Below are 14,172 nucleotides of genomic sequence, written 5' to 3'. Positions count from 1 at the left end.
TGCAAGGCGGATGCTCCCCATGCAACGGGACCATGGATCAGCAGTTGCACCTGGCCGACTGAGTGCACGATGACCGTTGACCCCATCGAGTGTTTGGTCGTACCATTCGAAGATTCTGGTCGCCGGGGAGATTTGGGGCATTTGCGACGCTCCTCTGGGAGTAGGCGTGGGTCTGCGCAAACGGGCGATGGTGAGTTCGAAGGAGTAGGAGAACCGATGAACACGCAAGGACTGTCGACGTGGCTTCGTCGTCGCGCCGAACGGGACCCCGGCCGTCCCGCGATCACGTTCGACGAGCGCACGATCACCTACGCGGAGCTACAGGACAAGATCACGCGATTCGCCGATTTCCTCGCCAGATGTGGCGTGCGTGGCGGTGACCGGGTCGCATATCTCGGATTCAATCATCCAGATTTCCTGGTTTCACTGTTCGCGACCGCTCGTCTCGGCGCGATTTTCGTGCCGCTGAACTTTAGAATGGCCGGCGATGAAGTTCTGTTTCAACTCGACGATTCGGGTGCGACAGTGCTGATCTCGGGTTCTGAGCACGTGGGACTGGTCGACGAGATATCGGCGCGCTCGCGGGTCAGGTCTCGGATCGTCTTCGGGGAGGGGCGCGATGGATGGACGAGTTTTGACGCCGGTGCCGAAGTCGTGATCGAGACCGAAGAAGTCGATGTCGATGTGGACGCACCAGCGGCCATCCTCTATACCTCGGGCACCACCGGTCGTCCAAAGGGAGCCATCCTGACTCACCGAAACTTGTGGACCAACAACGTCAACTGGATGCTGAGCGTCGGTTACCACGGTGGCCACACGGCACTCACCTCCGCCCCGTTGTTCCATTCCGGTGGGCTGTGCGTCATGACGCTCCCGGTCATGATGACCGGTGGCCACATCGTTCTGCACGGTAGCTTCGATGCGGGTCGTGTTCTCGAAGACGTCCCCAAGTACCGCGTCACTGCACTCTTTCTGGTGCCGACGATGATGCTGTTCATGACTCAGCATCCCGAATTCGGGCGTACCGATCTCTCGTCTGTGCAGACGGTCGTGGCGGGTGCTGCACCGGTACCCAAACATCTGCTGGAAATATTCAGCAGTCGTGACATTCCCGTGAATCAGTGCTGGGGGCTGACGGAAGTCGCAACCGGCGCTACATTTCTGGGGACCGAGCGCGCCCTGGACAAGCTCGGATCCTGCGGGACCTCGGGCATGCTCAATGAGGTGAAGCTCATCGACTTCACCGGGGAAGTCATCTCGGAACCGAGCATTCCCGGGGAGCTGTGTGTCCGCGGTGAGACGGTCTCTCCGGGTTACTGGAATCGTCCGGAGGTCACAGCGGAATCTCGGCTTGAAGGTGGGTGGCTTCGAACCGGCGATGTCGCGTTTCGCGACGTTGACGGCTTCTACTTCATCTGTGACCGTTTGAAGGACATGGTCATCACGGGCGGGGAGAACGTGTACCCCGCCGAGGTCGAGAGTGCGATCTTTACTCACGAGGCGGTCAGTGACGTTGCGGTGATCGGAGCGTCAGATGACGAATGGGGTGAGCGTGTCGTCGCTGTGGTCGTTCTCAAGGATGGGCGAGATCTTGATCTGGAGTCCTTACGAGAGCACCTCGGAGGTCGATTGGCCAGGTATAAGCTTCCCCGCGAGTTGCGGATCGTCGACGAACTTCCACGAAACACCACCGGCAAGATCCTCAAACACGTTCTGCGGGAGAATAAAACACCTTCGACGGCGTGAGGTCGCTCGGCCGTTGACACCGCTACCTTCGTACGTTCACGGCCCAACCACCCAAGGCGTTAGGTGGAGGGCAATGCGTAATATCTGAGTTACGACGGTTGTCGACTCGCAGATCCTAAATGTGGAAACTGGTCGTCCCGGTACTCGCTCTCCAGCGCTGAGTTGTCTTCCGCGGCGTCTTGCTCCCTCTGCCGTAGTTCGACGCGTCGGATCTTTCCGGAAATGGTTTTCGGGAGTTCGGAGAATTCGAGACGTCGAACTCTTAAATACGGAGCGAGGTTCTCGCGTGCGTACTTCAGTATTTCGAATGCGGTTCCTGCATCTGGCGCCCAGCCGGGGGCAAGCGAGATGTATGCCTTCGGTATCGCGAGTCTGGTCTCGTCAGGAGCTGGAACGACCGCTGCCTCGGCAACTGCGGGGTGTTCTAAGAGGACACTTTCGAGTTCGAAAGGGGAGACTTTGTAGTCTGACGCTTTGAACACGTCGTCGGTTCGGCCGACGTAGGTGACATATCCTGCGTCATCGCGGGAAGCAACATCGCCCGTATGGTAGAACCCGTCGGCCATGGCCTCGGCGGTCTTTTCGTCATCGTCGACGTACCCAGTCATGAGATTGAGTGGCCTGCGAGAAAGATCGAGGCAAATCTCGCCCTCGTCCGCATCCCGTCCGGTGCTCGGATCCACGATGGCGACGGGAACCCCGGGTAGTGGGCGCCCCATCGACCCGGGCTTGAGTTCGGTCCCGGGAGGATTTCCGATAAGTGCGGTGGTCTCGGTTTGTCCGAATCCGTCGCGGATCGTCAGCCCCCACTCTCGTTGAACATGCGAAATAACCTCAGGATTGAGTGGCTCGCCCGCTCCGATCGCCTCTCGTAGTTGACCGGGACCACCGCTGAGATCAGCCTGGATGAGCATCCGCCATACGGTCGGCGGTGCGCAGAACGTGGTGATCTCTGCTCGCCGGATCTGCGCTAGAAGTGCTGCCGCGTCGAAACGCTGATAGTTGTAGATGAAGATGGTGGCTTCGGCGATCCACGGGGCGAAGAAACAACTCCAGGCGTGTTTGGCCCATCCCGGCGCACTGATGTTGAGGTGGACGTCGCCGGGGCGCACTCCCAGGAAGTACATCGTGCTCAGGTGTCCTACCGGATACGACACCTGAGTGTGCTGAACGAGTTTCGGGCGGCGGGTGGTGCCGGAGGTGAAGTACAGCAGAAGAGGGTCTGTGGATGCTGTCACGGTCTCGAAGGCGGCGGCCTGGGTGAGCGCGTAGGCATCGTGATAGTTGAGCCAGCCGGTAGACGCCCCGATGCTGATGCGAATGAAGTCTCCGGCGATGTCGCTGAACTTGCCCGAATCGGTGCGGTTGACGATGACGGCTCGGGCGTGGCCCCGGTTGATTCGGTCGGTCAACTCGTCGGTCCCTACCGCAGTCGTCGTTGGCATCAGGACCGCGCCGAGTTTCATCACCGCAAGCATCGACTCCCATAGCTCGACTTGATTTCCGAGCATGAGCAACACGGCGTCACCTCGGCGGACACCGCACTGCTCGAGCCACCGTGCTACTCGGTCGGATCGACTGGCCATGTCATCAAACGTGAATCGGGACTCGGAGCCGTCTTCTTCAACGATCCACAAGGCCGTGCGATCATTTCCTCTCGCTATGCAGTCGAACCAGTCGGTTGCCCAATTGAATGTCTCACCGACCTCGGGCCAGGTGAACTTCTCCATGGCCTGCTCGTAGTTGCCATACGCATCAAGCAGGGTCTCGCGTGCGAGCCTGATCTGTTGAAAAGCAGCAGAGGCGGGCATGGGTTCAGTTCCGTTCCGTGATCGCGAGGAAGTTCTTGACCAATGAATTGAATTCACCAGATCGCTCGATCTGCGTCCAGTGGCCGCAGTGAGCGAAGACATGGAGATCCCCATTCGGCAGCAGATGAACCATGTTCCACGCGACTTCGACCGGTACAACGCGATCTTCGCGCCCGTGTATCAGCAGGGTCGGCGTCGTGATGGAGCGCACTTGCTGCTCAGTGATGGCGAGTTCACCGCCCGCGTGATCTGGGCTGAAGAACATGAGGTGGTATGCCTCGTGTGCGCCTGGTGCGGCGCTTGCCTCGTAGCGGATAGTCACGAGGTCATCGGTGATGATCGACGTGTCGACAGCGAAATAGTTGACGAGTAGATCACGCATGTTTTCAGGTGAGGGCTCGTATGCGCGAAGCGCTTTCAGTCCTTCGGTGAGGGTCATTCCAACCCCTGGCGCACCCATCAGGACGATGCGGTCGATACGGCGACCATCGTCCTCTGCCATCTGGCATGCGATGCGGCCACCCAAGGAGTTGCCGACTATGGACACCTTCTCGATACCCAACGCATTCAAGAAGTTCCATACATGATCGGTCCACGTCTGCAGTGAGTAACGAACATCTTTCGGTCGCTCGGTGTGCCCGAAACCGACGATGTCGAGGGCAAGAACCCGGGCGTTCTCGGCGAGCGATGGAATAGCGTGTTGCCAGTTCGCCCACGCGGATACTCCCGGTCCCGAGCCGTGCAGCAGCAAGACCGGTGTACCCTCTCCGACATCGTGATAGTGCGTGCGTGTTCCCTGCACATCGATATACAGTCCTTCTGCAATATCTACGGTCAAGGTCATCTGTGGCTCCTCAGGTCGGGGTCGGTGAGGCGGGCATCACGAATGGAAACTGTTGTCGGGCTTGCGCCATCGTCACCCTAAGAAGGGTGACAGGGGGAATCCCAGAGTCGGTTCCATCGGCTGGAATCTCAACCAGGCAAGGGTGAGTCCCCTGCGAGCGCAAGATTGACCAGCAGCATTTCCCGGAGTGCCTCCGGCGAGGATGCGGTACCGCGGTAGTAGTCGAGTTCGATCTCGAGTTCCTCTCTATCGAGGCTCAAGAGTTGCTTGCGACTGGAGCTCAGCGGCGCCACATCGTCCAGGAAGACCCGTCGTCGACTGTGTGCCCAGTTGTCGAGCACACAGTCGGGGGCGCCGTGGTTGACCATCGCTTCGAGTGCCTCGACCACACGGAAGGAATCGAAGAATCCGGTGATGGAACTGTGGCCGACAAGTCTGTTGGTGACGTGCGCTGCTGCGCCGGTCAGCAGCACACGTCCAACTCGGTAGTTGGCGGCGCTGCGATGGTGCATCCGAGCCGCTGCCCAACTGTGCACTGTGGACCGTTCGGCCCCGAGAAGGCTCCCTGTAACTGGCGCCAACCTGTCTGCCAGCGATGCTTCGGGCAGCTCCATCGACTCGGTGAAGGCACACAACCAGCGTCCGCTGTCAGCCTTTTGCAGGAGCGCACTCCTCTCGACGCCCACGAGAAAGGTCGTCGGCCGCAGATCGGGGGTCACGTCATGGGGGGTTACGAGCATGCTGACGGATCGTTCGCGCCAGGTGAACCCGGGGAAGCCGACGCCGAGAAGTCGTCGTACAGTGCTGTTCGTGCCGTCGGCCGCGACAAGCCAGTCGACACGGATGGATCGCGGACCGTCGTGACTTGCACAGTCGACCACCACTTCGGATTCGTCCTGTCTGACACCCCTGACACTCTCGGCGTACACGATCTCGGCCTCGGGAAGTCGAAGAAGGTGAGCGAGGAGGATCTCGGACAAGCGCGCGTCTTCGAGGTGAAGGTTGAATGGGAAGGGCACGTCGGAGGAGAGAACGCCGAGATCCAGATCGATCGTCTCACCTGTTTGCGCTATCCGGATACCCACGTGTGTTTCCGATGACCCGGCCTCGCGCGCGTCCGTGAGAACTCCGAGTGCGTCGAGCCCGGGTAGGACAGACCAATTGTGTACGAACTGGAGACAGCTCGCGTCGTCTGACTCGACGGCTACAAGAGTGACCTGGATGCCTCGCAGGGCGAGGCCGAGAGCGGTGCACAGACCCACAGGTTGTGCACCGATGACCGCGACGTGCGCATTCACGGTAGACCGCCGCGATGTCCCGAAGATGCTGCCACCATTGATGTTTCGGCTGAGGAAGCAAAGAACTGTGCAGCGTTCCTGTGACGGATCTGCTCGACTTCCGGCGCGGTCAGCGCACCGAGAGTCACTGCGTCTGAAAGGAAGTCGTGATGGTTCTCCAACTGGCCTGGCACAAATGGATAGTCGGTGCCAAGCATGATGTGGTCGGCACCGAACCGTTCTGTGAGCAAGCGAAACAGTTGAGGATCGAAGACGAGCGAGTCGACCCAGAGTGATGACACCAGCCGATCGACGTCGGTCGGCTCGATCCCGTTGAAGATACTGCCGCCCAGGCGCAGCCGTGGGTATGCCCATGCAAATGTGCCGCAGCCATGGGCCAACGCGACTCGTAGCCGAGGGTACCGCTCGATCACGCCACCGAAAACCAGTGCAGAAGCGGCGATTGCAGTGTCGCTGATCATGCCGAGACCGAAGTCGTAAGGTTGTCCGCTTCTGCGGATCACGCCCCCGCCGCCGTCGGTGGGGTGTACGAATATTGCGGCCCCGAGAGTTTCGGCAGCGGAGAACAGCGGATCGAGATGTGGTGAGTCCAGGTCCATTCCCGCGACCTGCGTCCCGATCTCGATGCCGAGTAATCCCAGCTCTTCGACGAGCCGATACAACTCGGTGATCGACGCGTTTAGGTGCGGAAGTGGGAGCGCTCCGAGACCGAGAAGCCGACCGTGGGCGCGATGCACGGCGGCCGCGGTCGAGTCGTTCAGCGCGCGCGCATACGCAACAGCCGCGGGCTCCGAAGCCCAGTACGCCAAGGTCACCGGTACAGGCGAGATGACCTGCACGCCGACATTCGCTCTGTCCAGCTCAGCGACTCGGTCCTCGAGATCCCAGAGCGACGAACGTACGTTGCGGAAGAGCCTGTCGCCCAGCATTATCCTGCCTGCCGGCCCGTCCACGACGAGAGTCGGCCACCGGGGGTCGGCGGGCACGGTCAGCCTGTCGGCGAGGTCTGCGCCAAAGTAGTGGGCATGTACATCGACGCTGCCCGCGTTGATGGGAGTGGCAATGCGATCCATCTGTGCTCCGCTCCGCTTCGCAACTATCGATTCGAGCGCTGCCTCTCGAAGGTAGGGGTCGCGGGAGCCAGTGAAAACTGAGGGTTCCATCGACCGGAACCTCAGGAAGCGTCAATCCAGTGACGCCGATCACGATATGGGGTAGTTCTGAACAGAGACGATGTGTATGAGGTGAGCAATGCCGACCACCGGCTCGGAGCCCCGAGACAGCGCGGGCGAGACGCCGTCGATCCTGACCAAGGCGTTCGATCTGTTGCGCGCCTTCAACGCGCAGGAACGGGTGATGACGCTCAGTGAGTTGGCTCGAGCTTCGGGGTTGCCGAAATCGACCGTGCACAGGTTACTCTCGCGTCTGGTCGACCTGGGTGCGGTCGAGCATCATAGATCGGGCTACAAGATAGGGATGGGGCTGCTCGAACTCGGCGCGTCGACCCCCGCCGGTTACATGCGTGACCTCGCCATGCCCCATTTGACCAGGCTGCACCAATGGACCGGACAGACCGTGCTCATGGGAGCACTTCGTGACTTCGATGTCGTGTATCTAGAAAAGCTGGCACAACGAGATTCCCCGGCGTCGATCGTGACCATCGGCTCGCGCCTGCCCGCCAATTGCACCGCGCTGGGAAAGGCGCTACTCGCGCACGAAGACCTCGACGATCTGGTCGACTTCCTCCCTTCGCCGCTTCCTCGAATGACGCCCCGATCGGTAGCCTCCGTCGAGATCTTGGTGGGACAGCTCCGCCAAGTCCGGGCCGAAGGGGTGGCACGCGAGATAGAGGAAGCGCAACCGGGTTTGGCGTGTGTGGCGGCTCCTATCGTGATGAATGGCTTCGCCGTCGGCGCAATCTCGGTGGGGTTCTGTGCGCAGCAACCTCCCGCTGTCAACGTTTCCGGGGCGGTGCGTGCGGCTGCTGGACGCATCGTCGCCGAGTTGGAAGAAGGCCTCGCTCGCGGCCGAGAACACTGGTTTCCGCGCGAGCTGTAGATCAGAGATCTCTATTATTGATAGACAGCGAAGGCCTTGTTCGAATTGAAGATCTCAGTGGTCACGAAATCCGACCACGTCAGCGACATGTCCAGCGCTGACATAGCGCCAAGTAAGCAATACCAATTAAGGATTTCGTGTTGTCCCGATTCGACGACGTCACGGCTGGTACGCGCATTCCATGTATCGTAGTCAGCGTCAAGTAGAGCGTCGTAGAGTGCCTGATCTGCTTCGGTGTCGGGTCGGAGGTGCCATCCCTTGTCATAGAGAAACGCGTGCGACCAGCTCGACGATGCGACGAGGGCGACACGTTTGTCGCACCTCTGGGCGAATCGGCCGACTGCCGCACCGAATTCGAAACAGCGTCGTGGACTTGGACCAGGGGGATCAAGACTCTCGCCTGCTTCGATATCTGCGAAGCGGGCGATGCCGCCTCGTCGTGCAATGACGTGTTCGCCATAACAGTTCACCGCCATCGGCACCATCGGGTACGGGAACTGAGTGCCGACGTTGTCGAAATCGAGAAACAGTTGCGTGTTGCCGAACGCGTGAGGAAAGTGAATGCCTTCACGCGGTTGGTAAGAATATGCAACGTCGACCCCGGCGCCCAGGACTTCGCTCGCCGCCTGCTTCGCGAAATCCGGGTCGCCACGCATGACGAAAGAAGTGTCACCCGGCAGGTCCCAATAGTTCGGCACTTTGATCATGTCAAGGACCCCGAACGGATGAACAACAGTGTCCTCGTACGCCAGAATGCAGAACGACGGAATGACTTCCTCGCGGAAGTTCTCGTACTGGTCGTCTCCCCATACGATGAGCACGTCGGGCTCGAAATCATCAATGGCGGACCGGCAGACATCGATGTCGGCAATCAGTCGCTTTCGGTGCTCCGCTGCCGCTGCAACGCCTCCGTCATCGCCCCACTCGGCCTGCGCCAAAGGCGGCCATGACGAGGGATCTTTACATTCCGCGGGAATGTCAGGATCTTTCAGGGTGGTCTTCAGCAGGCTCGCCATGTGTGAGTCCTTGCCGGCTAGGAGGGGATAGTGGGTCATTCCGACCCCGATGACTTCTGCCATGACAACTCCTTCGGAGAATGGGTGGGGGTGAGGTCCGGCAGCGTTCACATGGCGGCCGGAGTTGCTTCGAGAATGGTGGCCTCGGCCTCGTGCCTGTGTTCACCGGCCAGGACTGCCCTCCTCAGCTTCATCAGCAGTCGAGGGTTATCGACGACGAGTGCACCGACAAGGACATCGTCGGCGTCCGTGTATCCGACTACGAGATCGCCGTGTGTCGCAGCGCCTGTGCGGATCGTAGGTGAACCGAGCGCCGGTCGACCGATGATCTGAATGCGATGACCGTATTGGTCGGACCATACGTAGGGTAGTGTCGGGCGGGGCGCGGTCGTGCCCAGGATGTCGGCTGCGACGATCTCCGCGTGATCGTTGGCGTTGGTCCAGTGCTCGATACGCAGTGGCTCGCCGTACATGGGGTGATCCCAATGCGCGACGTCACCTGCCGCGTAGATGTCGTGGCATCCCAATGCTTTGAGTGTCTCATCGCAGCGAACACCATCGTCGATGACGAGGCCTGCTGTGTCGAGCCACTCGACAGCTGGAGTGGCACCGATCCCGACAACTACGAAATCTGCGGGGACGCGACGCCCGTCGCTGAGGGTTACCGAAGTAGCGCGCGTGCTTCCCCCGAACCCGTGTGGCTGGAGACCGGTGATCATCTCCACGCCGTGATGGGAGTGGAGTTCGGCAAGAGCGGTCCCGACTTCTGCGCTCAGCTGGGCGGCCATCGGGGCGTCCTGTGCTTCGATGAGCGTCACTTCGACACCGTGTGCTCTCGCCGCCGAGGCGAACTCGGCACCAATGAAGCCTGCGCCGATGACGGCGGCACGGCGTCCCCTGGACAGCTCCGCCCGAATGGCTCGCGAGTCATCGAGTGATCGGATGGTGTACACGTTCGAGAAGTGCTCTGCCGCAAAGAGAGTACGGGGGCGCATCCCGGTCGCGATGACGAGGGTGTCATAAGCAATCTGGCCGAGGGAGTCAGTCGAAAGGAGTTTCCCGTCGATGTCAACCGCTGTTGCCCGCACGCCGAGCCGTAGGTCAACTGACAGTGACGCCAACGCGTCTGCGTCGATCAACGAAACCGAGTCACGGTCGCTGGCAGGGTCGAGAATTTCTTTCGACAGGGGCGGCTTGTCATAGGGACTATGGGGTTCGTCGCCGACGACAGTGATCGTCCCGTCGAATCCCCCAACCCGCAAGGCTTGAGCGGTCCGAATGCCGGCGACAGAGGCACCGACGATCACAATATGCATGGTTCTCCTCAACTGTCGTCAGCGGTGTACGCGCAGAACGGATCTGTCTCACCGAACGATGTAAACCCTGTCGTCCTCGATCTCGACGCCGAAGGTCGTCAGAGCGGTAGTCGCAGGGAAGCACAGAGCACGTCCGTCGCGGACGCTGAAGCGCGCCATGTGGAGGGGGCAGACGACCTCTTCCCCCTCGAGGTCGCTGTCGGAACCGAGCGACCATTCTTCATGTGTGCAGGTATCAGCGGTGGCGAAGAATTCGCCGCTCTCGGTGCGGAACAATGCGACATTGATATCGCCGGGAACTGTCATGGATTCGCCACGATCCAGATCGTCCACCATGCAGGCGAAGCGCCGCTCGACCGTCTGGGTGTTTTCCATCCTGGCTCCTTCACAGCGTCGTCAGTCATGTTGCGCCGCAGCGGTGTCGAGATCGCTCTGTGGTGTCGAGATCGTTCTGGGGCAACAGCGTGTGTACGACCAGTGTTGGCCTCAGAGTGACCGGTCCATAGTCCGGGTTCCGAAGGGTGGAACCGCCACGTCCATTCGTTGGCGCGATGGTCGAGAGTCTGAGCTACAGGCCATTATTCGCAGCCACTGTTCAAAGGAGTTCCCTGTGTCTGAGTTTGTGATCGATGACCGAGAGATGCCGCGATTTCAGGTGAATCGTGAGGCCATGGTGAGTGACGACGTTTTTGCCAAGGAGCGCGAGAAGATCTTCGAGCACAGCTGGCTGTACGTAGGGCATGAAACCGAGTTGAGGAAAAAGAATGATTTCAAGACCCGCGTTGTGGCAGGGCGTCCTCTGATCTTTGCTCGCGATGCCGAGAACTGTATCCGTGTGTGGGTGAATTCATGCCCGCACCGTGGTGCAATGCTGTGTCGGGAACGCCAGGGCAACGCCCGGTTCATGACCTGCTTCTACCACGGGTGGAGCTTCAGCACGTCAGGGAACATGGTCTCCATGCCCGACGATGCGTCCTATGGCCCTGATTTCGCTCGCCCCGACTTGGCTGCGCCTCCGAGGGTTGACAGCTATCGCGGGTTCGTTTTCGTCAGTTTCGATCCCGAGATCGTCGACCTGAGAGCCTATCTCGCTGGTGCAGCGGAGTATCTCGATCTGGTCTGCGACCAGTCGGAGAAGGGAATGGAGGTCCTCGAGGGAACCCACGAGTACTCCGTGAAAGCCAACTGGAAGTTGTTGGTAGAGAATAGCTTCGATGGATACCATGCGGTATCTACACACCAACGGTACTTCGAGATGGTGTTGGCTGCGCGTGGTGAGCTCGATCCGAGTGCGCTCGCGGAGTCGAGAGCAATAGACCTCGGCAACGGACACGCGGTGATCGCCGGGGCGCCGGCCACTGAAGGATTGTTCGGTCGACCGCTGTCGAATGATGGTGCTGACGAGCGCGAAGCGCGATTCGATCGTTTCCGCGAGTTGTATGGTGAGGGATGGGTTGACCGAATGCAAGGTAACCGTAACCTGGTCATCTTCCCCAATCTGGTGGTCATCGATCTGGTCATGGGGGTGTTGGTCCGTAAGATCGATCCGGTCGCACCTGACTACATGGAGGTCACGGCGTGGGAGCTTGCACCGCCGGAAGAGGGTAGTGAGTTGCGCAAGCAGCGTCTCGACAACTTCCTGACGTTCTGGGGCCCGGGTGGCTTGGCGTCCCCAGACGATGTTGAGGCTCTGGAGAGCTGCCAGCTGGGTTACGGTGGGCGCCGTGAACTCGGTTGGTCTGATATCTCGCGGGGAATGAACAAATCAGCGGCATCCAGTACCGACGAGCTCCAGATGCGGACGTGGTGGCGTCGGTGGAACGAACTGATCACAGGCGAAGTGCTGCCGCCCGAGGAACAGGAGACTCTCGGCGACGTCTTCACTGCACAACGGCGACCCATGTCGGCAGAGCCGGCGGGGATCTCCGCTGGGACATGACGGCGACCGGTTTGCATGAGAAGGCCGGCCACCGGGGGAACAGTGACCGGCCTTTTCATCGTGTCGATAGCGCACCTGTGTGGAGTTTCTCCATCGCGGTCTTCCTCCGTTCAGCAGCGCTGCCCGTGGCTCCTTCTCCATTCCAGGGCATGTGCCGTGAGACGAGGTGCGACGCGTGCGCCGAGCCATTCAATGGTTCGCTGCCACGAGTCATACCAGGCTCCGTAACCGAGAGCGCCATGGTCTGCGGCTTGATAGAAGTCTCTCCCTACACCGTCGTAACTCACGATCTCCGCGTGGATCATCGAGCCGGCGTCAAGGCGCTGAGCCAGATCGGCGAGCACGCTGCGGCCGGCGCCGGGGTCATCTTTCCCGAACATTCCCAGCCACGGTGTCGAGAGCGAGTCGTGTGCACAACTGTCGAGGATCCCTTCGGAGCTCCCCGTCGGAGATGTTGCCGAGAGGGAGACTGCGGCGCCGACCTTCAGCGTTGTTGCTGCTTCGAGGACCTGTTGGCCACCGAGTCCGATTCCGATCATGCCCAGCTGCTCTGGTGACCAACCGCGCGACTCTGCGTGATCCAGGATGGCACCGTGACACCCCGACATGCGCTCTGTTGCGAGGGACTCGTAGCCGTTCTCGGCGAGTCTATTCATGATCTCGGTCGCATAGCGGTCGATCATTCCCGGCTCGAGTACCACGATCACTAGCCCATTCGGTGCGGCACCTAGGGCAATCTCCCGCACCGGTAGGTCGCCACCGTTCACTATCAGAACCGACGAAGTTGGTTCTATCATCACAGTAGTCATTGACTCTCCTGTTGAATCTGAATCCCGGGACTCACTTCTCGTGCGGAGTCCACGGCCAGTACTTGGCCCCGGCACCACCGTCAACAGTGATCGTTGTGCCTGTGATCATCGAGGCCTCATCGGAGGCGAGAAACACGACGGCGCCGACGTAGTCCTGAGGCGTGGGGAGACGCGACATCGGCATCTGCGCAGCGAAATCCATCTGAAATTCTTGTGGTTGCGTGACAAGCTTCTCCATTTGCGCCACGGCTGAAGAGTTCGTGGGCGCAGTTGCGGTCGGAACGAAACCGTTGACCCGAATATCGTGCTCAGCCAGCTCCATCGCGACCGAACGGGTGAAATTGAGCAATCCGCTTTTCGCGGTGGAGTACCCGATGTTTCCGGGCTGCCCTTGAAACGCCGCAGTAGAAAGCACATTGATGACGCTGCCGCCCTGGCCACCGTTGATCATCGCAGCCGCGGCCGCACGGGTGAACAGGAAGGCTCCGCCCAAGATGACGTCGAGTTGTGCACGAAAGACGTCGAACGGCATCGAGAGCAAACCCTGTTGCCGGAAGAACACAGCGTTGTTCACCAGAATGTCGACGCGGCCCCATCGTGAAATCGCAGTGGAGATCGCCTGGTCGGCATGAGCAGGATCCGTCACGTCGCCGATGACGGCGACCGCCTCGCCACCCGCGGCCCGGATGCTCGCGGCACACTCGAGCGCGACTTCTTCCGATTTGTCGGTGCAGATCAGGTGAGCGCCCTCCGCGGCGAGGCCGCGGGCCAGTGTGCCGCCGATATTCGGACTGGCGCCGGTGACCACCGCGACCTTGTCCGCTAACCGCCTCATAGGATGATGCTGATCTTGCCGTGTGGGCGCAACGCGTCGAGATCCAGTATCGAGCGACGCGTGAGGTAACGAAAACCTTGGGTTTCATCTCGCACGAGCACATGATCGTAATGGCCGACGTACGTGTCCACCGTTCCACCACGCATTCGAAAAACAGCGAAATTCGCTGACACCCGCAAGGTGTCTCCCCCGTCTTCGTGGTGTCGCTCATCTTCGACTCGGACATTCGACACAAGCCTGCGGGTACGAGAATGCGGATATTCAGCGTGAGCTGAACGGCGCATCAACGAATTGATGCGTTGCTCAAGCAAGAATCGATCATCTTGTACAAGGAACAGATCGTGTGCAGGGTCTCCTTCGGGCTTGTCTGTAGAAGGGACGAGGTACACCCCAGTTGGGGCAAACAGTTCCAACCACTCAGATAGGCGCCACGAGTCGAGAAGGTGAGCCTCGTTGTAAAGAAACTGTTCCACTGCATGAGACAGGGCAATCGACTCGGC

The 14,172-nt window shown here is 60.2% G+C and carries 13 protein-coding genes; 3 read left to right on the top strand and 10 right to left on the bottom strand.

The genetic code is table 11. The annotated features are described in order from the left end of the window. Nucleotides 1-216: 216 nt before the first annotated feature. Complete coding sequence (locus GOACH_RS13375; RefSeq protein WP_005175446.1) at nt 217-1,746, top strand: acyl-CoA synthetase; 1,530 nt, start codon at nt 217-219, stop codon at nt 1,744-1,746. A gap of 89 nt (nt 1,747-1,835) precedes the next feature. On the opposite strand, the gene GOACH_RS13370 is transcribed toward GOACH_RS13375, so the two are convergent. From GOACH_RS13370 to GOACH_RS13355, 4 genes are all read right to left on the bottom strand, one after another. Then, on the bottom strand, nt 1,836-3,557 hold the full coding sequence (locus GOACH_RS13370; protein WP_005175444.1) for an AMP-binding protein: 1,722 nt from the start codon (nt 3,555-3,557) through the stop codon (nt 1,836-1,838). A 4-nt stretch (nt 3,558-3,561) separates the two neighbouring features. Continuing rightward, entirely contained in the window at nt 3,562-4,401 is an 840-nt protein-coding gene (locus GOACH_RS13365) for an alpha/beta fold hydrolase (protein ID WP_005175442.1), read from the bottom strand. A gap of 128 nt (nt 4,402-4,529) precedes the next feature. Continuing rightward, the gene (locus GOACH_RS13360) at nt 4,530-5,699 is read right to left on the bottom strand and encodes an FAD-dependent oxidoreductase (RefSeq protein WP_005175441.1); all 1,170 of its coding nucleotides are present in this window, start codon (nt 5,697-5,699) and stop codon (nt 4,530-4,532) included. After that, on the bottom strand, nt 5,696-6,772 hold the full coding sequence (locus GOACH_RS13355) for an amidohydrolase family protein (RefSeq protein WP_083859063.1): 1,077 nt from the start codon (nt 6,770-6,772) through the stop codon (nt 5,696-5,698). The genes GOACH_RS13360 and GOACH_RS13355 overlap by 4 nt, the downstream gene beginning before the upstream one ends. A gap of 178 nt (nt 6,773-6,950) precedes the next feature. Here GOACH_RS13355 and GOACH_RS13350 point away from each other — a divergent pair, with 178 nt between their 5' ends. Then, nucleotides 6,951-7,757, top strand: coding sequence for an IclR family transcriptional regulator (locus GOACH_RS13350; RefSeq protein ID WP_005175436.1), 807 nt, complete (start codon nt 6,951-6,953; stop codon nt 7,755-7,757). Between the two features lie 14 nt (nt 7,758-7,771). Here GOACH_RS13350 and GOACH_RS13345 read toward each other — a convergent pair whose 3' ends face one another. Genes GOACH_RS13345 through GOACH_RS13335 form a run of 3 tightly spaced genes read right to left on the bottom strand, consistent with a single transcriptional unit; the run spans nt 7,772 to nt 10,464 of the window. Next, a complete protein-coding gene (locus tag GOACH_RS13345; RefSeq protein ID WP_005175433.1) occupies nt 7,772-8,836 on the bottom strand; it encodes a DODA-type extradiol aromatic ring-opening family dioxygenase in 1,065 nt (354 codons plus the stop codon). A 44-nt stretch (nt 8,837-8,880) separates the two neighbouring features. After that, nucleotides 8,881-10,089, bottom strand: a complete 1,209-nt coding sequence (locus tag GOACH_RS13340; RefSeq protein ID WP_005175432.1) for an NAD(P)/FAD-dependent oxidoreductase — start codon at nt 10,087-10,089, stop codon at nt 8,881-8,883. 48 nt (nt 10,090-10,137) lie between these two features. Next, nucleotides 10,138-10,464, bottom strand: a complete 327-nt coding sequence (locus GOACH_RS13335; protein ID WP_005175431.1) for a non-heme iron oxygenase ferredoxin subunit — start codon at nt 10,462-10,464, stop codon at nt 10,138-10,140. Nucleotides 10,465-10,699: 235 nt separating this feature from the next. Between GOACH_RS13335 and GOACH_RS13330 the strand changes: the two genes are divergently transcribed. Next, complete coding sequence (locus tag GOACH_RS13330; protein WP_005175430.1) at nt 10,700-12,028, top strand: aromatic ring-hydroxylating oxygenase subunit alpha; 1,329 nt, start codon at nt 10,700-10,702, stop codon at nt 12,026-12,028. Between the two features lie 110 nt (nt 12,029-12,138). Here the strand turns inward: GOACH_RS13330 and GOACH_RS13325 are convergent, their stop codons facing one another. From GOACH_RS13325 to GOACH_RS13315, 3 genes are all read right to left on the bottom strand, one after another. After that, entirely contained in the window at nt 12,139-12,825 is a 687-nt protein-coding gene (locus GOACH_RS13325; protein WP_245551895.1) for a dienelactone hydrolase family protein, read from the bottom strand. 43 nt (nt 12,826-12,868) lie between these two features. Continuing rightward, nucleotides 12,869-13,672, bottom strand: coding sequence for an SDR family NAD(P)-dependent oxidoreductase (locus GOACH_RS13320; RefSeq protein ID WP_005175428.1), 804 nt, complete (start codon nt 13,670-13,672; stop codon nt 12,869-12,871). After that, the coding region (locus GOACH_RS13315) for an aromatic-ring-hydroxylating dioxygenase subunit beta (RefSeq protein ID WP_040518673.1) at nt 13,669-14,172 on the bottom strand (504 nt) is incomplete at its 5' end. The genes GOACH_RS13315 and GOACH_RS13320, both read right to left, overlap by 4 nt.

Origin of the sequence: Gordonia aichiensis NBRC 108223, assembly GCF_000332975.1 — a bacterium.
Lineage (GTDB): Bacteria > Actinomycetota > Actinomycetes > Mycobacteriales > Mycobacteriaceae > Gordonia > Gordonia aichiensis.
The sequence above is the reverse complement of the archived record's forward strand: the minus strand, read 5'-3'. Positions and strand labels throughout refer to the sequence as shown.